General features: G+C 70.2%; 26 protein-coding genes. 11 read left to right on the top strand and 15 right to left on the bottom strand.

The features are described 5' to 3' along the window. Positions 1-7: 7 nt before the first annotated feature. The 5 genes from Q1N79_RS20710 to Q1N79_RS20690 all read right to left on the bottom strand — a co-directional run bounded on the left by Q1N79_RS20710 (position 8) and on the right by Q1N79_RS20690 (position 3993). Entirely contained in the window at positions 8-625 is a 618-nt protein-coding gene (locus Q1N79_RS20710; RefSeq protein ID WP_300611401.1) for an ATP/GTP-binding protein, read from the bottom strand. Continuing rightward, positions 606-950, bottom strand: a complete 345-nt coding sequence (locus Q1N79_RS20705; protein ID WP_300611399.1) for a DUF742 domain-containing protein — start codon at positions 948-950, stop codon at positions 606-608. The genes Q1N79_RS20710 and Q1N79_RS20705 overlap by 20 nt, the downstream gene beginning before the upstream one ends. Positions 951-997: 47 nt before the next feature. Next, positions 998-1420 (bottom strand): roadblock/LC7 domain-containing protein, encoded by a 423-nt coding sequence (locus Q1N79_RS20700; protein ID WP_300611397.1) that lies wholly within the window; start codon positions 1418-1420, stop codon positions 998-1000. Then, positions 1420-3162, bottom strand: a complete 1743-nt coding sequence (locus Q1N79_RS20695; protein ID WP_300611395.1) for an ATP-binding protein — start codon at positions 3160-3162, stop codon at positions 1420-1422. Before Q1N79_RS20695 ends, Q1N79_RS20700 begins: the two co-directional genes overlap by 1 nt. 315 nt (positions 3163-3477) lie before the next feature. After that, positions 3478-3993, bottom strand: coding sequence for a nitroreductase family protein (locus Q1N79_RS20690; protein WP_300611393.1), 516 nt, complete (start codon positions 3991-3993; stop codon positions 3478-3480). 149 nt (positions 3994-4142) lie between these two features. Here Q1N79_RS20690 and Q1N79_RS20685 point away from each other — a divergent pair, with 149 nt between their 5' ends. Beyond that, positions 4143-4439, top strand: coding sequence for an acylphosphatase (locus Q1N79_RS20685; RefSeq protein ID WP_300611391.1), 297 nt, complete (start codon positions 4143-4145; stop codon positions 4437-4439). Between the two features lie 217 nt (positions 4440-4656). Further along, the gene (locus Q1N79_RS20680) at positions 4657-6057 is read left to right on the top strand and encodes a hypothetical protein (RefSeq protein ID WP_300611388.1); all 1401 of its coding nucleotides are present in this window, start codon (positions 4657-4659) and stop codon (positions 6055-6057) included. A 405-nt stretch (positions 6058-6462) separates the two neighbouring features. On the opposite strand, the gene Q1N79_RS20675 is transcribed toward Q1N79_RS20680, so the two are convergent. Then, complete coding sequence (locus Q1N79_RS20675) at positions 6463-7335, bottom strand: MIP/aquaporin family protein (protein ID WP_300611386.1); 873 nt, start codon at positions 7333-7335, stop codon at positions 6463-6465. Positions 7336-7406: 71 nt separating this feature from the next. Between Q1N79_RS20675 and Q1N79_RS20670 the strand changes: the two genes are divergently transcribed. Both Q1N79_RS20670 and Q1N79_RS20665 read left to right on the top strand, forming a co-directional pair. Then, positions 7407-8183 (top strand): 5-formyltetrahydrofolate cyclo-ligase, encoded by a 777-nt coding sequence (locus Q1N79_RS20670; RefSeq protein ID WP_300611383.1) that lies wholly within the window; start codon positions 7407-7409, stop codon positions 8181-8183. Between the two features lie 87 nt (positions 8184-8270). Continuing rightward, positions 8271-8864, top strand: coding sequence for a DUF6886 family protein (locus tag Q1N79_RS20665; RefSeq protein ID WP_300611380.1), 594 nt, complete (start codon positions 8271-8273; stop codon positions 8862-8864). 12 nt (positions 8865-8876) lie between these two features. Here the strand turns inward: Q1N79_RS20665 and Q1N79_RS20660 are convergent, their stop codons facing one another. Further along, on the bottom strand, positions 8877-9080 hold the full coding sequence (locus Q1N79_RS20660) for a hypothetical protein (protein ID WP_300611378.1): 204 nt from the start codon (positions 9078-9080) through the stop codon (positions 8877-8879). A gap of 1 nt (position 9081) precedes the next feature. Here Q1N79_RS20660 and Q1N79_RS20655 point away from each other — a divergent pair, with 1 nt between their 5' ends. Together Q1N79_RS20655 and Q1N79_RS20650 are read left to right on the top strand one after the other, a co-directional pair. Next, positions 9082-9438 (top strand): hypothetical protein, encoded by a 357-nt coding sequence (locus Q1N79_RS20655; protein ID WP_300611377.1) that lies wholly within the window; start codon positions 9082-9084, stop codon positions 9436-9438. A 104-nt stretch (positions 9439-9542) separates the two neighbouring features. Beyond that, complete coding sequence (locus Q1N79_RS20650) at positions 9543-11120, top strand: diacylglycerol kinase family protein (protein ID WP_300611375.1); 1578 nt, start codon at positions 9543-9545, stop codon at positions 11118-11120. 16 nt (positions 11121-11136) lie between these two features. Here the strand turns inward: Q1N79_RS20650 and Q1N79_RS20645 are convergent, their stop codons facing one another. Then, a complete protein-coding gene (locus Q1N79_RS20645) occupies positions 11137-11835 on the bottom strand; it encodes a phenylalanine--tRNA ligase beta subunit-related protein (RefSeq protein WP_300611374.1) in 699 nt (232 codons plus the stop codon). A 17-nt stretch (positions 11836-11852) separates the two neighbouring features. On the opposite strand from Q1N79_RS20645, the gene Q1N79_RS20640 reads away from it, so the two are divergent. Further along, positions 11853-12758, top strand: a complete 906-nt coding sequence (locus tag Q1N79_RS20640; RefSeq protein WP_300611373.1) for an ABC transporter substrate-binding protein — start codon at positions 11853-11855, stop codon at positions 12756-12758. Between the two features lie 13 nt (positions 12759-12771). On the opposite strand, the gene Q1N79_RS20635 is transcribed toward Q1N79_RS20640, so the two are convergent. Genes Q1N79_RS20635 through Q1N79_RS20625 form a run of 3 tightly spaced genes read right to left on the bottom strand, consistent with a single transcriptional unit; the run spans position 12772 to position 15872 of the window. Beyond that, entirely contained in the window at positions 12772-13260 is a 489-nt protein-coding gene (locus tag Q1N79_RS20635; protein ID WP_300611372.1) for a CoA-binding protein, read from the bottom strand. Then, complete coding sequence (locus Q1N79_RS20630; protein WP_300611371.1) at positions 13257-14621, bottom strand: O-acetylhomoserine aminocarboxypropyltransferase/cysteine synthase family protein; 1365 nt, start codon at positions 14619-14621, stop codon at positions 13257-13259. The genes Q1N79_RS20635 and Q1N79_RS20630 overlap by 4 nt, the downstream gene beginning before the upstream one ends. A gap of 21 nt (positions 14622-14642) precedes the next feature. Then, entirely contained in the window at positions 14643-15872 is a 1230-nt protein-coding gene (locus Q1N79_RS20625; protein WP_300611369.1) for a homoserine O-acetyltransferase, read from the bottom strand. A gap of 87 nt (positions 15873-15959) precedes the next feature. Here Q1N79_RS20625 and Q1N79_RS20620 point away from each other — a divergent pair, with 87 nt between their 5' ends. From Q1N79_RS20620 to Q1N79_RS20610, 3 genes are all read left to right on the top strand, one after another. Further along, positions 15960-16508 carry an OsmC family protein gene (locus Q1N79_RS20620; protein ID WP_300611367.1) on the top strand — a complete coding sequence of 183 codons (549 nt, stop codon included), beginning with the start codon at positions 15960-15962 and terminating at the stop codon, positions 16506-16508. After that, positions 16505-17758, top strand: coding sequence for an NAD(P)-binding domain-containing protein (locus Q1N79_RS20615; protein ID WP_367185121.1), 1254 nt, complete (start codon positions 16505-16507; stop codon positions 17756-17758). Before Q1N79_RS20620 ends, Q1N79_RS20615 begins: the two co-directional genes overlap by 4 nt. A 202-nt stretch (positions 17759-17960) precedes the next feature. Then, positions 17961-18536 (top strand): adenylate kinase, encoded by a 576-nt coding sequence (locus Q1N79_RS20610; protein ID WP_300611365.1) that lies wholly within the window; start codon positions 17961-17963, stop codon positions 18534-18536. On the opposite strand, the gene Q1N79_RS20605 is transcribed toward Q1N79_RS20610, so the two are convergent. Beyond that, positions 18529-19170 (bottom strand): class II aldolase/adducin family protein, encoded by a 642-nt coding sequence (locus Q1N79_RS20605; RefSeq protein ID WP_300611363.1) that lies wholly within the window; start codon positions 19168-19170, stop codon positions 18529-18531. The two genes, Q1N79_RS20610 and Q1N79_RS20605, sit on opposite strands and share 8 nt — an antisense overlap. 54 nt (positions 19171-19224) lie before the next feature. Here Q1N79_RS20605 and mtnA point away from each other — a divergent pair, with 54 nt between their 5' ends. Beyond that, on the top strand, positions 19225-20292 hold the full coding sequence (gene mtnA, locus Q1N79_RS20600) for an S-methyl-5-thioribose-1-phosphate isomerase (RefSeq protein ID WP_300611361.1): 1068 nt from the start codon (positions 19225-19227) through the stop codon (positions 20290-20292). A 5-nt stretch (positions 20293-20297) separates the two neighbouring features. Here the strand turns inward: mtnA and Q1N79_RS20595 are convergent, their stop codons facing one another. The 3 genes from Q1N79_RS20595 to Q1N79_RS20585 form a co-directional block, all read right to left on the bottom strand. Beyond that, positions 20298-20855, bottom strand: a complete 558-nt coding sequence (locus Q1N79_RS20595) for an OsmC family protein (RefSeq protein WP_300611359.1) — start codon at positions 20853-20855, stop codon at positions 20298-20300. A gap of 160 nt (positions 20856-21015) precedes the next feature. Further along, a complete protein-coding gene (locus tag Q1N79_RS20590) occupies positions 21016-22377 on the bottom strand; it encodes an NtaA/DmoA family FMN-dependent monooxygenase (protein ID WP_300611357.1) in 1362 nt (453 codons plus the stop codon). Positions 22378-22398: 21 nt separating this feature from the next. After that, positions 22399-22794: class II aldolase/adducin family protein (locus tag Q1N79_RS20585; protein ID WP_300611355.1), on the bottom strand; the 396-nt coding region annotated here is incomplete at its 5' end.

Here is a 22794-nt window from a genome sequence, read left to right as displayed (position 1 = left end):
CCACCACCTACATCCTTGGCGACACGGCGGTCCGCCCGGGCCTTGCCGCGTCACGGGAATGCGCGGCGGAGATGGCCTCCACCAGGGTTATCAGGACCTGCTTGACCGAGCCGACGTCGCGGGCGTCGCACAGCATGACCGGGACCGCCTGGTCGAGGTCGAGGGCGACGCGCACTTCCTCCGGGTCGTAGCGGGGGGCGTTGTCGAAGCAGTTGATGGCGACCACGAACGGCAGCCTGCGCCTTTCGAAGTAATTGACCGAGGGAAAGCAGTCGGTGAGCCTGCGGACGTCGGCGAGTATCACCACGCCGAGCGCGCCGTAGGCCAGTTCGTCCCACAGGAACGAGAAGCGCTCCTGGCCGGGCAGGCCGAACAGGTACAGCACGAGCTGGCTGCCGATCGTGATCCGGCCGAAGTCAAGCGCGACCGTCGTCGTGGTCTTGGCGCCGACACCGGACAGGTCGTCGTAGCCGACGCTCGCCGTGGTGAGCCGCTCCTCGGTGCGCAGCGGCCGGACCTCGCTGATCGCGCCGACCAGTGTCGTTTTCCCCGACCCGAACCCGCCCGCGATGAGGATCTTGTGTGCGGCGAGCAGGGCGGCGCCGTCAGAGTGCGCGGAGCCCATTCAGTATCTCCTGGAGGACGTCGCTGCCGGTCCGCTGGCCGGCTGGCCGTTGTCGCACGACCGTGATGGCGCCTTGGACCGTCAGGTCGGCGAGCAGGACCCGTACCACGCCGACCGGCAGCGTCGTGTCCGCGGCGATGTCGGCCACGGTGATCTGCCGCTGGCACAGGGAGAGGATCCTGCGGTGCTCGGGGGTCAGGCTGGCGGGATCGCGGTCGGCGGCCTCCCCGGGGTGCCCGGTGGCGGTGACGACCGCGAGCAGGTCGAGGACCTCGCCGTCGGCGGGCTCCGTCCGGCCGCCGGTGACCGCGTAAGGACGCACCACGGGACCGGACCCACGGCGTCTCCAGTTGTCCCCCGAGGGCACCGCACTCACTCCACCGGGATCTCGATCACCGGGAACCGCGGCAGGGCTGCCAGGTGCGGTCGGGCGCGCTTGGCCAGCATCGCCATCTCGTAGGCGACCGCGCCTGCGTCGGCGTCCGCCGGGCACAGCGCCGCCAGGCAGCTGCCCTCCCCGGCCGCGATGACGAAGAAGATCCCCTGCTCAAGCTCGATGGCCGTCTGCCTGACCCCGCCTGCCCCGAAGCGCTCTCCCGTGCCCGCCGCCAGGCTCTGCACGGCGGCCGCGACCGCCGACAGGTGCTCGGCGTCCTCACGGGACAGGTCCTTCGAGCAGGCGATGAGCAGGCCGTCACGGGACAAGATCACCGCCCGGCGGAAATCCTTCACCCGTTCGGCTAGGTCATCAAGCAGCCAGGCGAGGTCTCGCGCGGGACTGCCTCCCTCCGCCATCACTCCTCCTCGCTCTCCCGTGCGCCATCAGGTGCGGTGTGACGGCTCCGGTGCCAGCTTCGCTGCAGCGAGGCGGCGAGCGTTCGCGCTTCTTCTGGCGCCGGGCCTTCGGGCAGGGCATGACGCGGGGCGGCGGGTTCGCCGGAGGGGACGGCAGCTCCCAAATCGTCCCACGGTCCTGCCGCTGCCGCTGCCGCTCCCGCTCCGGCGGGGCGGACGCGGCGGGGAAGGCCGTTGATCGTGGTCGGCGCCGGCACTTCAGGAAAGTCGCCGGAGCCGTCGGGGGCGCCAAGCGCGGAGCCAAGCATCGTGTCCAGTGTGGTGTCCAGTGTGGTGCCCCCGTCGGCCGGCGCGGCGGCCAGCTGCGCCTGCGCCTGCGCCTGTGCCGTGGCGCCCTGCCCCGCGTCCGCGGGCACCGGCTCGGGGAGCCCGGCACCCGCCGCCAGCGAGAGCACCTCGGCGCCCTGCAGGTTCAGCCGGGCAGCCCTGCCGCCGTCCACGGCCAGGTCGGCGGCGCCGGGGCCGGCGCCCGCGCCAACCGCGGTGCGCGGGCCCGTGGCCGGCTCCGCCGCTGGGGTGACGATGCTGTCGGGCAGCACCACGACCGCCTTCGTCCCCCGGTAGGGAGACGGGGTCAGCGAGACAAGGACGCCGTGCCGGGCGGCGAGCCTGCCCGCGACGAACAGGCCGAGCCGGTCGGCGTCGGCGAGGTCGAAGTCCGGCGGGCTGGCGAGCTGGGCATTGATCAGGACGAGCTGCTCCGTCGGGATGCCCAGGCCGCGGTCCTCGACCTCGATGGCGAAGCCGTTGGCCACCCGCTCGGCCCTGACCTCCACCCGCGTGCTCGACGGCGAGAACAGGGTGGCGTTCTCGATGAGCTCGGCCAGCAGGTGGATCATGTCGGTGACCGCGGGGGCGGCCACCGCGTCGTCGGAGTCCGTGATGACGGTCACGCGCGTGTAGTCTTCGACCTCCGCCACCGCGGCGCGCATGACGTCGATGACCGGCACCGGCCCGCTCCAGGAGCGCCCGGAGGCGGCACCGGACAGGATCGTCAGGCTTTCCGCGTGCCGGCGCATCCGCGTGGTCAGGTGGTCGAGCGTGAACAGGTCCGCCAGCGCCGCGGGGTGGGCTGCCTGCTGCTCCAGGCTGTCGATGATGCGGAGCTGCCGGTGCAGCAGCGACTGGTTGCGCCGGCCGAGGCTGACAAGGATCTGCCGGAAACCGTTGCGCAGGCCCGCCTCGGCGGCGGCCGAGGCGGCGGCCGCGTGGTAGAGGTCGGCGATGGCGGCCGAGGCCGCGGCGATCTCGGTGATCGTCAAGTCCGGCTGGTGCACCGCGCCGCCGTCGACCGCGGCCTGCGCTCCGTCCTCCCCGTTGCGCACCGCCGCGATTACCCGGGGCAGCCGCTGTTCGGCGAGGTCGCTGGCCGTCTCGGTCAACCGCGACACCTCCGCCACCAGCCGGCGCGTGAGCCAGGTCAGCCGGATGACCACGGCGATGACCACGATGAGCCCCGCGGCTGCTATCACCGCGCCCCCGGTCAGCGCGCGCTGACTGGGTGACGCCGAACTCAGCCAGCTCAGCTTGTCCAGCCGGCCGTCGAGCACGAGTCCCGTGAGCACTCCCCAGAGCACCATCAGGCAGGTGACCGGCAGGATGAGACCGGCACCGAGGTAGAAGCTCATGGAACGGCTGGCCGCACGCGGGGACGCGTGGCCCGGGGAGCTGGGTACGCCCATACGTCACTCCTCCGATTTTTCGCCGCGCGTGGAACCGGATGCGTCAAACGGGCGATCCAGGCCCCATTGTGTCCGGGTCCAACAGTAACGCCGGGGCGCTTCGCCTGACTGTTATATCGGGCAATGTGGCCTTATGCATCCGCGGGAAAACGGCGCTGCCGCAGGATCCACGAAAATCTAAACCCATTATTCCGAACGGACACTCGCGTCTCCCCAGCTCGACGCCAGGACAACGGCGCCGGTGGTGAACCAGGCCGCCCGGACGAACCTGCCGCCTGGTCCCGCCGGATAACCCCGGCGGGACAACCGCCGCGGCTACCAGCGACCGTGGTGAATGACTTCTCCGATCGGCCGGCGATTGGGCTTTGCTATCGGGCGCAGCGGCCGGTCGGCGGGATAGCCGACGCCAATCAGGTAGGCGACGTCGTGATCGGCGGGCACGCCGAGGATGGAACGCGCCAGGTCCTGGTCGCCGACCGAGGAGTGTCCGGTGCCGAGGCCGAGGTCAGCCGCGGCGACCAAGATGGCGAACGTGGCCTGCCCGAGGTCGTACTGGCTGATGAGGCGGCTGCGGTCCTCGTCGTAAACGGGGATGACCAGCGCGATGGCCGCGGCCGCGCCGGCGATGTGCCCGGCGCCGCGCCACACGGTGGACAGCTCGCGCAGCTGCTCGCGATCGGTGACGATGATGAAGTCCCAGTGCTGCCTGTTGGCAGCAGAAGGGGCCCGCCAGCCTGCCTCGGCGATCCGTTCGAGATCCGCCTCCGACACCGGGTCGGGCAGATAGCTGCGGACGTTGCGGCGCGCGCGGATGGCGTCCCAGGTCTCCATTGTCAGGCTCCTTCGCTGCGTGAGCATTCCCTATCGTCCTGGTACAGATACTGCACGAAATCTACAGCGGTCGCCTGCCGCCCCGTCGCCCGGCTGCCCCCAGCGGCCCCGAGGGTTCGCCGGCAGTCGGCGGGGAATGCTTTGCGGACGTGAGGGCTGGTGATGACGGGAAACCGGCCGTGCGGCTCACCGCCTGGGTCGACGGCTGGGTGCAGGGTGTCGGATTCCGGTACTGGGTGCGGCTCAGGGCCGGCGATCTTGGCCTCGCCGGCTCGGCGACGAACCTGGCCGACGGCAGGGTCGAGGTGGTGGCTGAGGGTAGCGAACATCAGTGCCTGCGGCTGCTCGCCGAACTCGAGAGCGGCGCCGGACCGGGCCGGGTGACGCGCGTCACGCGACGCTGGGATACCCCGACGGGTGATATGTCCGGCTTTGTGGCGAGGTAACGGCCAGGGTCCGCGCTGACCGGCCGAGCGGCCGCTCAGCGCCGCGACCTGCGCCACCCGAATGCTGGGGGCAATAACGAGGCCATCCAGGAAATTCCGGTGAAATCAACAGCGACAACCTGACAGATGCGGTACATCATGGTCGGTGAGCCACCGGCTAGGAGGCGGTATCCGGCTGGCCATAACGCGGAGTAACCAGGAAGGCAGGAAACTACTTATGACGCAGCGAAGCCTTGAGGATCTGCTGCAGACAGTGAACCCAGTCGAGCTGCTGCGCAGCTCCCAGGACGGAGCCTACGTCTACCCGGTGGTGCCCACGGAGTTCACCAACTGGATGACTGAGCAGCGCGCGTGGACGCAGACCTGCGTGCTGTACGACCAGAGCCACCATATGGCGAACCTGTACGTCAAGGGGCCGGACGCGCTCAAGCTGATCTCCCACCTCGGCATCAACACGTTCCAGAGCTTCCCGCTCAACAGGGCCAAGCAGTTCGTTCCTGTCAGCTACGACGGCTACGTGATCGGCGACGGGATCCTCTTCCACCTGGAAGAGGACGAGTACGAGTTCGTCGGCCGCGTCCCGGCAGTGAACTGGATCCAGTTCCACGCGGAGACCGGTGACTGGAAGGTCGAGCTGGTACGCGACGACCGGTCGCCGTCGCGTCCGCTGGGCAAGGCGATCACCCGCACGCAATACCGGTTCCAGATTCAGGGGCCGAACGCCGAGCAGGTGATACAGAAGCTGAACGGAGGCCCGTTCGCGGACATCAAGTTCTTCCACACGGACTGGATCAACATCGGCGGCCGGCGGGTCAGGGCGCTGCGCCACGGGATGGCCGGCCAGCCGGGCCTGGAGGTCTGGGGCCCCTACGAGGAGTACCTGGAGATCCGTGAGGCGATCCTGGAGGCAGGGAAGGAGTTCGGCATCGAGCCCGTGGGTGCCCGCGCGTACGCGACGAACGCCCTGGAGTCTGGCTGGATCCCCTCGCCGCTTCCCGCCATCTACACGGGCGACCAGATGAAGCCGTACCGCGAGTGGCTTCCCGCGCAGGGCTACGAGGGCTTCGCCGGGTCGATCGGCGGCAGCTTCGTCTCCTCGGACATCGAGGACTACTACGTGACGCCCTACCAGCTTGGGTACGGCCACATGGTGAAGTTCGACCACGACTTCATCGGCCGCGAGGCCCTGGAGGCGATGGACAAGGCGAACCAGCGCCGCAAGGTGACGCTGGCGTGGAACGGCGAGGACGTCGGCAAGATCGTCTCGTCGCTGTTCACCGACGAGGTGCCGATCAAGATCCTCGAGCTGCCCGTGTCGAACTACGCCGCCTCCAACTACGACGCGATCCTGTCCGGCGGCAACGTGGTGGGCCTGTCCATGTTCACGGGCTACAGCCACAACGAGCGGTCGGTGCTGTCGCTGGCGACCGTGGACCACGACCTGCCGATCGGCGCCGAGGTCATCGTGGTCTGGGGCGAGCCCGGCGGCGGTTCGGCCAAGGCCTCGGTGTCGCGGCCGCACCGGCAGACCGAGGTCCGCGCCACCGTGGCGCCGGCGCCCTACACCAGGGAGGTCCGCGAGCACTACCACGAAGGCTGGCGCTCGCAGCAGGCCTGACCGCGCCGGTCCGGCCCATTCCCGGCCCGCGCTGACGTCCGCCCCCAGTACGCGGTACTGGGGGCGGACGCGCGCCTGAGGGCGTGCCGCGCCGATTTCCTGCGCGGAACGCTGCCCGGCAAAGGAATTGACGCCCGGTTTACCCTAATTGTCCCCCACGGAAATGGGCGCGAAGCAAAACCATATGGCTCTGTCTCACATTTCGACATCTCGTGAAGGTCGCGCCCTGGTAACGCGCCGATCTGCCGCTAGCGGGGGCCGCCCTGGCAGCAGGCAGCCGGATGCATGTGACAGTCAGCCGCCTGTGACCGGCTCGATGCCACATTCATCCGCCGCCGCTGCGCCCGTGGCTAGAGCGGCATGATCCGGTCCGCAGGTGGCTCACCTGACACCGCGAGCGCGGGTTCAGGAACGCGGGTTGGGGCCGGGGCGCCAGTCGATCCCGAGCGTGCCTTGCGCTGCCGCGACGCCGCTGCGGCCCCCGCCACGGCCGCGCAGCACGTGGGCGATGCCCACCGCGACGGCCGCGCCGGCCACCGGGCCGGCCAGGTAGGCCCACCATGAGGTCCAGTCGCCGAGCACCAGGGCGGGCCCGAGCGACCGGACCGGGTTCATCGACGCGCCGCTGACCGGAGCGCCCCACAGCCCGGCCAGCGCGATGTAGCTGCCTACCGCGATGGCTGCGAATGGCCCGATCTGCTGTGCGCCAGAGGCGGTGCCCAGGATCACGCTCACCAGCCCGGCGGTCAGGATCAGTTCCCACAGCATCGCGGTGGTCGTCGGGATGCCGTGGCCGGGCAGGGTCAGCCCCGCGCTGCCCTGCTTGCCGATCAGCGCCCACAACAGCAGCGTGGCCAGGACGGCGCCGGCGAACTGGGCGACGATATAGGCGGGGACGCGCTTCCAGGGGAAGTTGCCGCGCGCCGCGAACGCCACGGTCACCGCGGGGTTCAGGTGGGCGCCGGAGACCGTCCCCATGAACAGGATGACCGCGGTCACCATCAGCCCCGGTGCCACCACACGCGCGCCGTACGGGACCGCGTTGCCGCCGAACCTGGCGTTGACGATGTCGGCGCCGACGGCCACCAGGACCAGCAGGAACGTCCCGAGCACCTCGGCGAAAAGCCGTCGTCCCTCGTAGGAGTCATCCCAGAAGTCGAACTGGCTGACGACCGAGTTCGGCTGCCCGAAGGACCGCAGCGCGACCTCGGCGGGACGGATGGCAACGCGCGGATCGGGCTCCGCCGGCGGAGTGAGCTCATCTGGATGGCTGGTCACCAGGCCCCCCTCTGTTGGAGATTCGCCGTGCCGCACCGCCTGCAAGCATGACGAGAAGGCAAGATTAAGGCATGGCCCGACCCGTGCCCCGCCATGATCGCGATGCTGGCGGCTCCGCCGACGTGCTCGCCGCGAAGGCCGCCCTGCGGGAGGAGATCTGGTCGGCGATGCGCGCGGCGAGGGTGGCCCGCTTTCCCGGCGCGGCCGGGCGCATCCCGAACTTCACCGGCGCCGAGGCGGCAGCCGAACGGCTGCGCGCAATCCGCGCATGGCAGGCCGCCGCCGCCCTGAAGTCCAATCCGGACTCCGCGCAGCTGCCGGTTCGCCAGCGCGCGCTCGAGGACGGCAAGACCGTCTACATGGCGGTCCCGCGGCTGGCCGACCCCGAGCCCTTCTTCGTCCTGGACCCGGACCAGCTGACCGAGCCGCCGCGCAAGGCCGCCTCGATCAGCGGCGCGTCCCGTTCCGCCCGCCGGGTCACCCTGGCCGAGCTCACCCCCGTTGACCTGGTGGTCATGGGCTGTGTCGCCGCCGCGGAGGACGGCGCGCGCCTGGGCAAGGGCGGCGGGTTCGCGGACCTGGAGTTCGCGCTGGCGTCGGCGGCGGGCCTGATCGGGCCGGGCACCCTATCGGTCACGACCGTCCACGAACTCCAGGTTCTCCCCGCCGGGACGATCCCGCTCACCAGCCACGACGTGCTGCTTGATGTCATCGTCACGCCCGAGCGCGTCATCGACTGCCGTCCCCGGCACGGGCCGCGGCCCGCACCTGCCATCCACTGGGACGACCTGACCGGGGAGAAGATCGCGGCGATACCGCTGCTGTCAAGGCAGCGGCCCGATCGCTGACGCCCGCTCCGCCCCGGCGGCCATTGGCGCAGGGGGCCCCACCGCCATTACGCGCAGCGGGCGGGCCGGCGTGGGAGACTGTTTGCGGTGGAGGCTGATTACCCGGAGCACCTGCTTGCCCGCGAACCGGCGCCACCGTACGCGGGCGAAGGCCCGTTCGCGCTCTGGCACTTCAGCGAAGACCCGCACCTGGACCGGTTCCTGCCGCGCGCTCCCGTCGCGAACCCGCGGGCTCGGCCGCTGGTATGGGCGGTGGACACGCGGCACGCGCCCCTGTTCTGGTTTCCGCGGGATTGCCCGCGAGGATGCATCTGGCCGGCGTCGGCCACCACGCCGCAGGATCGTGAACGGTTCTTCGGGCAAACGGCCGCGAACCGGGTCCACGTCATCGAGGCCGGCTGGCTGAACCGGATGCGCGACTGCCGCCTGTATGCCTACCGGCTGCCCGCGGACGCGTTCGGACCGCATGAGGTGGGCGGGTACTGGGTTTCCGGCGACCCGGTCGACGCCATCGGGCAAGTGGTCGTCGACGATCTCATCGGCAGCCACGCCCGTGCCGGGATCGAGCTTCGGATAACGCCGTCCATCTGGCCGTTCTGGCGCCTGGTCGCGAACTCGACGGTCGAGTTCAGCGGTTCGCGGTTGCGCAACAGCGCGCCGCACCCGGACCGGTTCGGCTAGCCGGCACCCCGATCACATGGGGTGGGTGCTGATCGTGATGCCGGATCCGCTCCCACGGGGGTAGACGGAGATGTTGGCGCCTTCGCTGCCGCGGGTCGCGGTGAAGGTCGCGCTGCTCGCCCCCACCGTGGATGCCGTCACGTGCCAGCCGCCCTTGGCCAGCTCATCCTTGTAGTAGTCGCCGATCTTGGTCACCGAGTCCGGTGAGGTAAGCACGGTGCTGCTCGCCGAACTGCTGACCACGGTTGACGGTTTGTATTCAGGGATTGCGCCCGCCGCTGCCGTGCCGCTGGCGCTTGGTGACGCGCTCGCGGCCGGCGAACTGGTGGCCGGCGAACTGGTGGCCGCGGGTGCCGTGCTGCTCGGTGCCGTTACCGTATGCGTCACCGTGGCGGCCGGCGCGGTTGACGACGTGCTGCTGCTCGCCGAACACCCTGCCACGCTGACTGCCGCGAACGCCGCGGCAGCCGCGAGCATCCAGGCGTTCGCTCTCGGTCGTGCGCTGATCCTGATCACTTCGTGCCTCCCCCGCACTGCATGTGCCGAGCGCCCAGGCCCGGCGCCGGCGAAGTGACCATAGGCTGCCGTTGTCGACCTGGCGCCGCATCGGGGATCTGTCAGTCACCACTCCTGGTGATGATGTGATTACGAACGTGGTACCCGCTCGCGACGGACTTCATGCCAGCCGGGGCAGAGCCGGCCAGCTCAGGTCAGCTTGCCGTCGCCGGTGAGCGCGCGGGTGACGTAGGCGGCCATCGCAGCGGGAAGATCGGCCGGGTGCCGTCGTGCCGCGGCCGCGCTTACCGTGCCGAGGACCTCGGCGCTCGCGCGCGCGGCACGGCGCAGGTCCGCTGCGTCGAGCCCGGCGACTGGGCCGCGACACTGTCACCGGACTGGGGTGATGCGGGCTGGCGCTGGCCTCGTCACGATGGCGTGATGGGCACGTCGGATCCGCACGGCACGCCCGCGCAGCGCTGGCTCGCGCGGCTCAGCCTAGCGCTCGCCGGCGCGGCGATCGCTGTCATGGTCGTGTTCGCCGGGCTGCAGAGCCTGATCATGCTCGCCGTGGGGCTGGCCGCCGCGATCGTGAGCGTCAGTGCGGCCTACTTCTTCCTCTCCCGGCGCGGGATATGGCGCTGGCTGTCGCTGGCGGTCTTCGTCCTGACGCCAATCGCGGTGATTGTCTTCTTCGCCTTCAGGCGCCTGCTGCTGGTGGCAGTGGTGTCGGCCGCGATCTGGGCGCTGGCGGGCTGGATCGCGCGGCTGTCGCTGGCCGGGGACGTGGGTGACTGGCAGATGCCCGAGCGGCCAGCTCAGCCGCCCGCCCGGCATCCGTACCTGATCATGAACCCGGAGTCCGGCGGCGGGAAGGTCGGGAAATTCGGCCTGCAGCGCAAGGCGGAAGAGCTCGGCGCCGAGGTGTTCCTGATCGGCGGCCCCGAGCCCGTCGATGTCGCCAGGGTAGCCCGCGAGGCCGTCGAGCGCGGCGCTGACCTGCTCGGCGTCGCCGGCGGCGACGGCACGCAGGCCCTCGTGGCCGGCGTGGCCGCCGAGCACGGCATCCCGTTCGTGGTGATCAGCGCGGGCACGCGGAATCATTTCGCGCTCGACCTGGGCCTGGACCGGGAGAACCCGGCGGCCTGCCTGGATGCCCTGTGCGATGGGGTGGAGCTGCGGGTCGACCTCGGGACGGTCAACGGCCAGACCTTCGTCAACAACTCATCCTTCGGGGCGTACGCCGAGGTGATAGACACCCCGGCCTACCGCGGCGACAAGCTGAACACGACGCTGAACACCCTTCCCGACCTGCTGCAGGGCCACCGCGGCGCACGCCTGTGCGCGCAGTCGGATGACACGCGGATCGACGGACCCCAGGCGTTGCTGGTATCCAACAACCCGTACGGAACGGGGGACATCGCCGGCCTTGGCCGCCGCGTGCGGCTGGATCGCGGCACCCTGGGCGTGATCGGCGTCACCGTAGGCAGCGCCAGGCAGGCCGCCCGTCTGCTCCGCGGCACACGCGCCGGCGGCCTGACGTTGGCGGACGCGAAGCAGATCGAGATCACCGCCGACTCGCTGCAGATCCCGGTCGGCGTCGATGGCGAGTCGGTGCTGATGCCGACGCCGGTGACCTGCACGATCTCCCCGGCCGCGCTCCGCGTCTGGGTACCGCGTAGCCGCCCGGGCGTCCCGGCGCCGAAACCCGCGGTGAACTGGGCCAGGCTGCGACACCTCGCCGGCGGCTCAGGTCGATGAGCGGCGGACCCGGCGGTCATGCCCGGACCGTGCACCGCGGTGCGGACCGGCTGAGCACGGCGGTCACCGGCTCAGCCGACCAGATGGCGGTCAGCTCCGCGGCGATGGCCGCGATGAGCTCGGGGACGTCCGATGAGGCCGACTCGTGCATCGCTTCGGCGACGATCAGCGCCCTGGCCGTCGAGGCCTGCACGGCCGACAGGCCGCTTTGCCGGTTCGTCCACCGCCGGGCGTGCACGTGTCCGGCCTGGTCGGCGAAGATCACCTCGCCGGGGCTGGGATGTTCGGCCTGGCCGGAGAACGTCAGGTAATCTTCTTCTCCGCTTGCGTACCGTACTTCCAGGCTGCCGGTGATCTCGGCGACGTCGAAGACGGCCACCGGGATCGCGAAGGCGAGCGACGCGGCGTTGCACACGTCGACCAGCGGGTGCAACCGCGGCAGGGTGCCGTCCTTCCTGAAGCGCCGCAGCAGCGCCTCCGCGGCGCACCGGTACTGGGTCGGCTTGAGCCCCATCCTGGCGAAGGCGCGCCGCCAGGCCTGGATTTCGGGCAGCTCGCTTTCCGTCGTGCCGTCCAGCCGGGATCTGGCGGTGGCGGTGAACCGGGCGATGCCGGCGCCGGGCGCGACGTCGGGCGTGATCCCGTCGGCGACCACGATGCCGGGAACCAGCTCGGGAAAGTCACGCCAGATCGCGGCGGAATGCTGAAAGTCCATGACCTTATCCTGGCCAAGTGCGTCTAGTGTCCCTGCTGCCGTCCGCGACCGAGATCGTGTACGCCCTCGGCCTGGGCGGTGACCTGGTCGGAGTCACATTCGAGTGTGACGAGCCCGCCGTCGCTCGCGCGGAGAAGGAAGTCGTGGTGGGCGGCCGGGACACGTCCGGCATGACCCCGGCGGAGATCGACAGCTACGTCCGTGACCAGCTCGCGAACGGCGCGGACCTGTACACGCTGCACGCCGACGCGCTCGCCCGGCTGCGCCCCGACCTGATCCTGACGCAGGACCTGTGCCGGGTGTGCGCGCTGCCTTCCGGGCACGTGGCGCAGGCGCTGGATTACCTGGGGTGCCGCGCCGACGTGCTGTCGCTTGATCCGTACACGCTGGAGGAGGTGCTCGGCTCGATCCTCGCCGTCGGCGAGCGGGCCGGGGTGCCGGACCGCGCCGAGCGGCTGGTCGCGAGCCTGCGGGCCCGCCTCGCCGACGTGGCCGCGCGGGTCGCGGGCCGTCCGCGCCCGCGGGTCGCGGTCGTCGAGTGGGTGGATCCCCCGTTCGCGGCCGGGCACTGGATACCGGACCTGGTGACCGCGGCGGGCGGCGAGCCGGTCGCGGCCCGTCCGGGCCAGCGCTCCGCGGAAGTCACCTGGCCCCAGATCGCTGCCGCCTGCCCTGACCTGGTCATCGTCGCCCCGTGCGGCTACCACCTGGCAGGCGCGGCGGCCCAGGCCGCGGTCGCGGCAGCGGCGCTGCCCGGCGTGCCGGTGTGGGCGATCGACGCGGATTCCCTCGTGGTCCGCCCGGGTCCGCGCCTGGTCGACGGCGTCGCGGCCGTCGCCGCGATCTTGCACAAGGACGCCGTGCCGGTTCCCGCCGCGGGCACGATCGCGCTGGTCGGTTCGGCCGCGCCTGGCTCAGGCTGAACGGCCGCGTCCGCTACTGGAGCCCGGCGCGGACGGACGTGATGCGCTGGGTGTTGAAGCCGAGCCAGTGCATCCGGCCCGCGTAGCGGGCGTGCTCCACCTTCAGGCAGCGGTCCATGATCACGGTCACGCCGCCGTCCTCGGCGATCTTCGCCCCCTCCTCGTTGATCACCCCGAACTGGCACCAGAGGGTGCCAGCGCCGATCGCCACGGCGTCCCGCGCGATCTGCGGCAGCGCGTCCGGCGCACGGAAGACGTTCACGACGTCCACCGGCACGGGCACGTCCAGCAGGCTGGCGAAGCACTTCTCGCCGAGGATCTCCGTTTCGCGGGGGTTCACGGGGATGACCGTGTAACCGTGCCGCTTGAGGTAGTAGCCGACGAAGTAGCTGGCCCGCAGCTCGTTCTTTGACAGGCCGACGATCGCGATCGTCCTGGCGGTGTGCAGCACGCGCTGGATCGTCAGCGGGTCCTGGTAGCGGGCGAGATCGAGATCGGTCATGCGGTCGCCGCCTCGTCTTCCTGCCGGCCCAGGCCAGCCGGCCTTCCTGCCGTCGCGGCGACGAGCGCGAAACCCTGCTCAAGGTCCCAGATCAGGTCTGCGACGGACTCGGTGCCGACCGACAGCCGCACCGTCCCCGGCCCGACGCCGGCCGCCCGCAGCTCGTCGTCGCTCAGCTGACGGTGCGTGGTGCTGGCGGGGTGGATGATCAGGCTCTTCGCGTCGCCGACGTTCGCCAGGTGAGACCAGAGGCTCACGCCGCGGATGAGGTCCTGCCCGCCGTCCCGGCCGCCCGCGCAGTCGAAAGAGAACACCGCGCCGGCGCCGCGCGGCAGGTACTTCTCCACCAGCAGCCGGTACCTGCTGGATGGCAGGCCGGGGTAGGTCACGTTCGACGCCAGCTCGTGCGACTGGAGGAACGCGGCGACCGCCAGCGCGTTCGAGACGTGGCGCTCCATCCGCAGCGACAGCGTCTCGAGCCCCTGCAGGAACAGGAAGGCGTTGAACGGCGAGAGCGCCGCGCCGAGATCGCGCAGGGTCTCGGCCCGCAGCTTCATCAGGTAGCCGTAGGTCCCGAACGTCTCGTGGAACTGCAGGCCGTGGTAAGCCGGCGAGGGATCCGCGACCACGGGAAACCGCCCGTTGGACCAGTTGAACGTGCCCGCCTCGACGACGACGCCGCCGATGCTCGTGCCGTGCCCGCCGATGAACTTGGTCGCCGAGTGGATCACGATATCGGCGCCCCACTCGATCGGGCGGCACAGGTAGGGCGTCGCGAACGTGTTGTCCACGATCAGCGGGATCTCATGCTCGTGCGCGATCGACGCCAGCGTCTCGACGTCCAGCACGTTCCCGGCGGGGTTGCCGATCGTCTCGCCGAAAAACGCCTTCGTGTTCGCCCGGACCGCCTTCTCCCATGCGGCGGGGTCATCGGGATCGACCCAGGTCAGCTCCACGTTCATCTTGCGCAGCAGGTGCTTGAACTGGTTCACGGTCCCGCCGTAGAGCGCCGCGGACGAGACGACATGGTCACCCGGCTGCAGCAGCGTGAAGAGCGCGGCTGCCTGCGCGGCGATCCCGCTCGCGAACGCCACCGCGCCGGCGCCGCCTTCCAGGTTCGCCACCCGCTCCTCGAACACCGCGACGGTAGGGTTCATGATCCGCGAGTACGTGTTCCCGTACTCCTGCAGGTTGAAGTACGCGGCCGCCGATTCCGGGTCCTCGAAGACGTAGCTGGTCGTCTGGAAGATCGGCACCGCACGCGCGCCCGTGTTCGGGTCGGGGCGCTGCCCCGCGTGCAGCTGGCGCGTCTCGAATCCGAACGCGCGGGCTTCCTCAGCCCGGGAAGGCTTATCAGTCACCAAGGGCCCCTTCCACGACCGTCACCCGTCTGCTCCGGCCTCGGCCAGGCCGCGTTCGCCCAGGAACCGGCGGATAATGGGCGTCTGCCGCGCTTCCTCGAGCAGGAAGCAGTCGTGCCCGTACGGCGCCTCGATCACGTGGAACTCTACCGGCTTGCCGAGAGCGCCGAGCGCGTCGGCGATCTCGTGCGACGAGGCCGGCGGGTACAGCCAGTCGGAGCTGAACGCGATCAGCAGCGTCCGCGCGCGAACGCCGCCGAGCGCCCGCGCGAGCGATCCGCCGCCGTACTGCCGGCCCAGGTCGAAATAGGTCAGCGCACGCGACATGTACAGGTAGGTGTTGGCGTCGAAGCGCCTGACGAACGAGTCGGCCTGGTGGCGCAGGTAGCTCTCGACCTCGAACTCCGGCTCGGTGAGCGTGTAGCGGATGTCGTCGGAGAACTGCAGCCGGCGGCCGAACTTGTCACTCAGCGCCGGTGCGGACAGGTACGTGATGTGGCCGACCATCCGGGCCACCCCCATGCCGGCGCCGGGCGCGCGGCCCGTGCCGTAGTAGCGGCCGCCCTGCCAGGCCGGGTCGCGCATGATCGCGTCACGCGCGATCGCGTTCCAGGCCACGCCCTGCGGCTGGAGGGCGTGCGTGCTGGCGATCGCCACGACGGCATCGACCTGGTCGGGATACAGGATCGCCCACTCGAACGCCTGCATCCCGCCGAGCGAGCCGCCGGCCACCGCGGCGATCCGCTCGATGCCGAGTTCGTCGAGGAACGCGCGCTCGGTCCGCACCATGTCCGCGACCGTGATCACGGGGAAGTCCGGGCCGTACGGCGTGCCTGTCGCGGGGTCGATCGACGACGGCCCCGTGGTCCCGCGGCAGCCGCCGAGCAGGTTCGTGGAGACGACGAAGAAACGGTCGGTGTCGAACGCCTTGCCGGGCCCGATCATCCCGTCCCACCAGCCGAGTCCCTTGCCGGTCACGCCGTCTCGGTCCTCGGCGCGGAACCCGTCGCGGGTGCTTTCTTCCGGCGGTGACTTGGCGAAACCCGCCGCATGGGCGTCGCCGCTGAGCGCGTGGCACACGAGGATGACGTTGTCGCGCCGGGGGGAGAGCGTGCCGTAGGTCTCGTACGCCACGCGCACAGGGCGCAGCTCCCGCCCGCAGTCGAGCCGGGGTGGCTCAGGCAGGTCGAGGTACTGCGTTTCGACCGTGCCCACCGAGCCGGCCGCGAGCGTCGAGGCTGGCTGCGCCATGGGGCTATGTTAGCTTGCCATAGGCAGTGTATTGTCAATCAGATCCATAGGGAAATCATAAGTGAGCGGAAGGGACGTCAACGCGACATGACTACGGTTGCCGACAACGGCGTCAACGTGCAGGCGCTGCTCGACGCGCGCGAAGCGCTGAAGGGCGCGCCGGAGGCCGCCCAGTTCACCTGGCGGGCATCCTCCAAGTGGCAGGGCGGCGTCCACACCACAATCACCGTCAAGGACTTCTTCGGCCTCGGCCAGGAGCAGGCCCACAAGGAAACGTCGGTCTTCGACGCCGACCACCCTGAGGTCTTCGCCGCCGAGGACGACGGCATCACGCCGATCGAGTACCTCATCGTCGGCCTGGCGAGCTGCCTGAGCGCGGGCGTCGCGTCTGTCGCGCAGCTCCGCGGGATCCAGCTGCGCTCCGTCGAGGCGGTCGTCGAGGGCCACCACGACATCCGCGGCATCCTCGGCGACACCGACGTGCGCAACGGCTACAACGACATCAAGGTGACCTTCCACATCGACGCCGACGCGTCCAAGGAGGACATCGAGGCGCTGGTGGCCCAGTCCCAGAAGCGCTCCGCCGTCTTCGACGCGCTCAGCAACCCGACCGACATCACCGTCGAAGTGGCCTGAGGGACTTAGCCATAGAGCGCATCACCACGGTCGTCATCGGGGCGGGGCACGCGGGCCTCGCGGCAAGCCATTTTCTAGGCGAACGGTCGCTCGATCACGTCGTGCTCGAGCGCGGCGAGGTGGCGAACTCCTGGCGGCGCGAACGCTGGGACTCGCTGCGGCTGCTCACGCCAAACTGGCAAAGCCGGCTGCCGGGCCTTCGTTACGACGGCCCGGATCCGGACGGCTACATGACAGTGCCGGAAGTCACCGAGCTGATCGAGCGCTTCGCCAAGGTGTCGGGCGCTCCGGTCCGGACCGGCGTGACCGTCACGTCGGTCCGGCGGGCCGGCGACGGATACCTCGTGACGACTAGCGGTGGCGAGATCCGGTCCCAGGCGGTGGTCATCGCGAGCGGCGCCTGCAATCAGCCGGCGGTGCCGCCGTTCAAAGACGCGGTGCCGGCGTCGGTCGAGCAGGTGACGCCGTTCGGTTACCGCGACCCCGGCAAGCTTCCCGACGGCGGCGTGCTCGTGGTGGGCGCGTCGGCCACAGGAGTGCAGCTGGCGGCAGAGCTGCAGCGGTCGGGCCGCCCGGTGACCCTGTCGGTAGGGGAACATGTGCGGTTGCCCCGCACATACCGCGGCCGCGATGTGCTGTGGTGGATGGACGCCGCGGGCGTGTGGGACCAGCGGTATGACGAAATCGAGGACCTCACGCGGGCGCGCCGGCTGCCCTCGCCCCAGCTGGTCGGGACTCCCGAGCGGATGACGCTCGATCTCAACGCGCTCACCGCGCTTGGCGTCGAGCTGGTGGGCCGCTGGGCGGCCGTCCGAGACGGCCGCGCGCTGTTCTCCGGTGGCCTGCGCAACGTGTTCTCGCTCGCCGACCTGAAGATGAGCCGGCTGCTCAATACGTTCGACGAGTGGGCCGAGACGAACGGGCGTGACGCCGAGACCGGCCCGCCCGAGCGCTCCGAGCGGACCCGCGTGCCGGATGCGTCACGGTTGCAGCTTGACCTGGATAACGGCGAGATCCGCGCGATCGTGTGGGCGACCGGCTTCCGGCCTGACTACCGGTGGCTCGACGTGCCCGTGGTCGACGCCAAGGGCCAGTTGCGGCACGAGGGCGGTGTGGTCGACAGCCCGGGACTTTACGCGCTGGGGCTGCCCGTGCTGCGCCGGCGCAGGTCCACGTTCATCTGCGGCATCGAGGACGACGCGCGTGCGGTGATCGAGCACCTCGCGCGGTATCTCGCCGCACGCCGGTGACCTTGCCGGTTCACGCCGGTGCCAGAAGATGCCGTTGATCACGTCGTTCATGGCGGCGATCGTCTTCGGCCTGCCCCGGGGTGACCAGCGCAATATTGCCCGCTGGCGAAGGAACGTAGGACGATCGTGCCATGGTTACGGTCACGATGGGCAGCGGCGCAGGTCGCGGTGGGCGCTGCCGTGACGGAAGACGAGGTGACCGGTGCGCCTGTTGCTGATCGGGGCACCGGGCGCCGGGAAGGGAACCCAGGCCGAGCTGCTGGCCGACCGGTTCAACCTCACGCACATCTCCAGCGGTGACCTGCTGCGCCAGCACGTCAGGGACCAGACCTCCATCGGGCAGCGGATCAAGGCCTACGTCGATGCCGGAGACCTGGTGCCGGATGCCGTGGTCATGGACATGCTGCGCAAGCCAGTTGTCGCCGCGGCCGAGTCCGGCGGCTACGTGCTGGACGGCTTCCCCCGCACGGTGGATCAGGCCAAGGCGGCTTTCGAGGTCGCGCACGCGCTGGGCGTCGAGGTTCAGGCCGCCGTGCACCTGGACGTACCTGACGCGGAGCTGATCCGCCGGCTGGTGGTCCGCGGCCGGGGTTCCGACGACACCGAAGAGGTCATCGCGCACCGGCTGCAGGTCTACCGGGAGATGACCATCCCGCTGCTTGAGTACTACGCGGGCCGGGAATGGATGGTCACCGTGGACGGCACAAGGTCACCCGGTCAGGTTCACGAGGACATCGTGGCCCGCCTGCGAAAACTCGCCGCGTTCGAGGTCAGTTGATGTGCCGCTGGCCGTATCGGGCTAGCTTCCCCGCGACAGCCTCGATCTCCGCGGGCGGAAGCAGGCGCGGCTTCCCTGCGGCGGTGGCACGCAGGTAGAGCTCGCTAAGCCACTCCAGGTACAGGGTGCGGGTATGCGCGGTCTTGAGGTCTGGCCCGATGGTGACCGCACCGTGGCTGCCGATGAGGCATCCGGTCCGCCCGCGCAGCGCGGCGACGACGTTACGCGCGAGTTCGCCGGTCCCGTACGTGGCGTAGGGCGCCACCCGGACCGGCCCGCCGAAAATCGCCACGTAGTAGTGGATGGCCGGCAGTTCGTCCGCCACCGTTGACACGGCGGTCGCGGCCAGGGAGTGCGTGTGGACGACGGCCGACGCGTCGGTGCCGGCGTAGATGGCCAGATGCAGCGGAAGTTCGCTCGTCGGCTGCAGCGGGGCATCGACCTGCGTGCCGTCGAGCCGGTGCACGCCCACCAGGTCGGGGGACATGTCGTGATAATCAAGGCCGCTCGGCGTAACGGCGACTAGATCCGCGCTGCGGACGCTGACGTTCCCGGCCGTGCCCACGACCAGTCCTGCCGCGGCCAGTTCCCGGCAGACCCGCACGATCTCCTGGCGTATCTCACCGAGCAGCATCGGCCCTCCGTTCCCAGTTGCCCGGACACAACCAGCGGGAGCTAACGTAACGTTATGCGACCTGATCCACGGGAGACCGACCCGCTGAGCGACGTGGTCGCCTGGCGTGCCGGACACATCGTCGCAATCGACCAGACTGCACTGCCTGGTGAGTTCCGCGTGCTGCATATCGCGACGGTGAACGAGCTGGTTGACGCGATCACCCGGCTGGCCATCCGCGGTGCCCCGGCCCTCGGTGTCGCCGGCGCGCTCGGCGTCGCGCTTGCCGTGGCGCAAAGTGAACGCGAGGGCTGGACCGCGGCCAGGCTGGAGACCGAAGTCGAGCGCATCGCCGGCGCCAGGCCGACGGCCGTCAACCTGCGCAGGGAAGTCCTGGCAACCGCTGCCGCGATCGAGCGGGGCCCGGCGGCGGTCGAGGCCGCCGCTGCCGCCGTCCGCGACGCGGTGATCGACGCGAGCCTGCGCATCAGCGAGCGCGGTGCCCGCTACCTGTCCCAGGCCTGCGGAACCCGCCCGCTGACCATCCACACCCACTGCAACACCGGAGCCCTCGCGTGCCTGGGCTGGGGGACGGCGCTTGGCGTCATCCGGATGCTGCATGAACAGGGGGAGCTCGGCAAGGTCATCGTCGACGAAACCCGCCCGCTGCTGCAGGGCGCGCGCCTTACCTGCTGGGAGCTGGGTCAGCTCGGTATCGAGCACTACCTGGCCTGCGACGGCGCGGGGCCGTTTCTGATCAGCCGGGGCCTGTCCGATGCGGTCGTCGTCGGGGCCGATCGCGTGGCGGCCAACGGTGACGTGGCCAACAAGATCGGAACGTATGCGCTGGCGCTCGCGGCACGGCGGGCCGGCGTCCCGTTCGTCGTCGCGGTGCCCGAGTCGACCATCGACGATGCGACGGCGAGCGGGGAGCAGATTCCGATTGAGCTGCGGCCTGCGGACGAGGTGACTCGCGTTCTCGGGGTCCCGTCGGCACCCCGCGGGACCCGCGCCCTCAATTACGCCTTCGATGTCACCCCGGCTGAACTGGTCACGGCCATCGTCACGGAAGACAGGCTCATCTTCCCCGGACGTGCGGCGGGCACCGATGCGGCCGCCGCTGCCCCAAAGGTGAGCCGCTAGCGGATTCAGTGACCGTTCGCGTCAGCTTTCTCCAGGGCGAACGTCGAGCTCACTTCGACGCCGCCGCGCAGCGTGTTCAGCACCACGCAGTACCGCTCGGCGCTGCGCAGCAGCCGCTCTGTCCGCTCGCCCTGCTCGTCTCCGCCGACCGTCACGTTGGTGTGGCAGCGGATCGCGGTGATCCCGATAGGGAACTGCCTTCCCATCGCCAGGGTTCCCCGCGGGTCCCAGTCCCCTTCGACCGCGACCTCCAGCGCCTCGAGCTCGATGCCCATGCTGGCGGCCACCATGCGGATCGTGACCTCCTGGCACGCGGCCAGGGCCGCCAGCAGCAGGTCCCCGGAGCAGGGGACGTCGCCGGCGCCGCCGACGGCAGGATGCGCTCCGGAGCGGAAGCCGCCTTCCGGCGCGCCGTCCGCGTGCACAGTGCAGTGCAGCGGGTCGGAAAGGTCCGCGCTGCCGCCGGTGACCCGCAGCACCACGGGGGCGCTGCCGGGATCCCTTGTGTACCGATCCCGAAGCGGCAGCTGAAGCTCACGGACATTGACCCTCGATCGTGGCATTGGCCCTCCCTTTGGGCGCCCGCAAGCCGCGCGCACCTGCGGCCGACGCCGCGGAAGCCTTTGTCACGCGAAGCTTGTCATCGCCATCCCGTCCTGACCAATACAAGCGCCCGAGCACCGCCGCTGTCCAGGCCGTTAAGCGCCGCCAGCCGGCCCGGCTTCAGGCAGATGCCTGCGCGCGCTCCCGCTCAGCAGCCTGCCGCTCCAGGGCGTACCGGTTGACAGGGAACGGCAGGCCGAGATTGGCGCGCAGCGTGTCGCCCTCGTACGCGGTCCGGAATATCCCGCGCTTTTGCAGCAGCGGCACCACGTCACCGGCGAAGCGTTCGAGGTCCTCGATGGTACGGAAGCGGAGGTTGAGCCCGTCGGCCGCTTCGGCCCCGAACCAGTCCGCGATCGCGCCCGCGACGGTGTCCGGCGCGCCGGTAAACGGTGACGGATGATACTCGGTGACGGTCTCGACGACCTGGCGAAGCGTCAGGCCCTCCTCCCTGGCGCGGCGCACCAGCTCCAGGCCCCTGGTCCGGCCGCCCTTCTCAGCCAGGTGCGCGACGTCGGGGAACGGCGCGTCCAGGTCGTGCTGGCTGAAGTCGTAGGCGCCGAACGCACGCCCGAGGAATCCCAGCTTGCGGTCGAACTCGTTGTCGGCCTCGTAGCTGTCGTGCGATAGCTGCGCCGCCTCCTCGTCGGTGCCGCCCACGACCGGGCTGGCGCCGGTGAAGATCACCACGTGGCCGGGATCGCGGCCAAGCGCGACGGCGCGCCGCTTGATGTCGTGGTAGTACTCCTGCGCCTCGGTCAGCGTGCCGCCGGGCGCGTAGATGCCCTCGGCGACATGCGCGGCCAGGTTGCGGCCGTCTTCGGACACGCCCGCCTGGAAGATCACCGGCTGGCCCTGCCTTGAGCGGGCGATGTTGAGCGGCCCGGCCACCTTGAAGTGCTCGCCGACGTGGTTGAGCGCGTGCAGCCTGGCCGGGTCGAGGAAGATGTTGCGCTCCACGTCGGCGACGAACGCGTCGTCCTCGTATGAGTCCCACAGCCCGCGGATGACCTGGACCGCCTCCATGGCCCGGCCGTACCTCGTCGCATAGTCAAGGTGCTCGTCCAGGCCGTAGTTCTTGCTCGTGCCGGTGTCGAAGCTTGTCACGACGTTCCAGCCGGCCCGGCCGCCGCTGATGTGGTCAAGCGAGGCGAACCGGCGCGCGAGGTTGAATGGCGAGTTGTACGTCGAGCTGGCCGTGCCGACGAGCCCGATGTGCGTCGTGTGCGTGGCGACAGCCGACAGCAGGGTCAGCGGCTCCAGCCGGTTGAGGTAGTGCGATGGATACGAGGCATTGATGAACTGGCTGTCGACGATGAACAGCGCGTCGAACAGCGCCTGCTCGGCGACCTGCGCGGTCTTGATGTAGTAGTTGATGTCGACGCTGGCGTCCTTCGGTACGCGCGGGTCCTTCCAGAGGCCGTGCTGGCCGGGGCCGCCGACGCCGTAGACGGCCACGGCGAGGTGAAGCTTGCGGGACATTTCGTCTTGTTTCCCTCTCCCTCAGTCCAGCAGATCGGGTTGCTCGGCCACGACCTCGTCCCAGTACGGCCTGAAGCTGAAGCCTCCGAAGGCCCGCGCGCGCCCGATCGGCTCCGCGACCTCATGGCGGATCAGCCGCGGTCGGCCCGCCGCCTCGGCCAGCAGTTGGGCGTGCGCGCTCTGGTCGGCCGTGATGAACAGCCACGCGGCCTCTTGGACCGACCCGCCGACGGTGAGGAAACCGTGATTCTGCAGGATCACGGCCTTGTTCGGGCCGAGCGCCGCCGCCACCCGCTTTCCCTCGGCCTCGTCGAGCACTACGCCGTTGAAGTCGTCATACAGCGAATGACTGCCGTAGAACGCGCAGGCGTCCTGGGTGATGGGATCAAGCAGCCGCCCCAGCGCCGACCACGCCTT

The organism is Trebonia sp. (assembly GCF_030042015.1).
GTDB lineage: Bacteria > Actinomycetota > Actinomycetes > Streptosporangiales > Streptosporangiaceae > Trebonia.
This window is presented reverse-complemented; position numbering and strand designations above follow the sequence as displayed.

Excerpts from the sequence above, each read along its gene's own strand:
- Q1N79_RS20710 (WP_300611401.1), bottom strand. The coding sequence starts at position 625 with ATGGGCTCCGCGCACTCTGACGGCGCCGCCCTGCTCGCCGCACACAAG.
- Q1N79_RS20700 (WP_300611397.1), bottom strand. The coding sequence starts at position 1,420 with ATGGCGGAGGGAGGCAGTCCCGCGCGAGACCTCGCCTGGCTGCTTGAT.
- Q1N79_RS20695 (WP_300611395.1), bottom strand. The coding sequence starts at position 3,162 with ATGGGCGTACCCAGCTCCCCGGGCCACGCGTCCCCGCGTGCGGCCAGC.
- Q1N79_RS20690 (WP_300611393.1), bottom strand. The coding sequence starts at position 3,993 with ATGGAGACCTGGGACGCCATCCGCGCGCGCCGCAACGTCCGCAGCTAT.
- Q1N79_RS20680 (WP_300611388.1), top strand. The coding sequence starts at position 4,657 with ATGACGCAGCGAAGCCTTGAGGATCTGCTGCAGACAGTGAACCCAGTC.
- Q1N79_RS20670 (WP_300611383.1), top strand. The coding sequence starts at position 7,407 with ATGGCCCGACCCGTGCCCCGCCATGATCGCGATGCTGGCGGCTCCGCC.
- Q1N79_RS20650 (WP_300611375.1), top strand. The coding sequence starts at position 9,543 with ATGCCAGCCGGGGCAGAGCCGGCCAGCTCAGGTCAGCTTGCCGTCGCC.
- Q1N79_RS20645 (WP_300611374.1), bottom strand. The coding sequence starts at position 11,835 with ATGGACTTTCAGCATTCCGCCGCGATCTGGCGTGACTTTCCCGAGCTG.
- Q1N79_RS20635 (WP_300611372.1), bottom strand. The coding sequence starts at position 13,260 with ATGACCGATCTCGATCTCGCCCGCTACCAGGACCCGCTGACGATCCAG.
- Q1N79_RS20625 (WP_300611369.1), bottom strand. The coding sequence starts at position 15,872 with ATGGCGCAGCCAGCCTCGACGCTCGCGGCCGGCTCGGTGGGCACGGTC.
- Q1N79_RS20620 (WP_300611367.1), top strand. The coding sequence starts at position 15,960 with ATGACTACGGTTGCCGACAACGGCGTCAACGTGCAGGCGCTGCTCGAC.
- Q1N79_RS20605 (WP_300611363.1), bottom strand. The coding sequence starts at position 19,170 with ATGCTGCTCGGTGAGATACGCCAGGAGATCGTGCGGGTCTGCCGGGAA.
- mtnA (WP_300611361.1), top strand. The coding sequence starts at position 19,225 with ATGCGACCTGATCCACGGGAGACCGACCCGCTGAGCGACGTGGTCGCC.
- Q1N79_RS20595 (WP_300611359.1), bottom strand. The coding sequence starts at position 20,855 with ATGCCACGATCGAGGGTCAATGTCCGTGAGCTTCAGCTGCCGCTTCGG.
- Q1N79_RS20590 (WP_300611357.1), bottom strand. The coding sequence starts at position 22,377 with ATGTCCCGCAAGCTTCACCTCGCCGTGGCCGTCTACGGCGTCGGCGGC.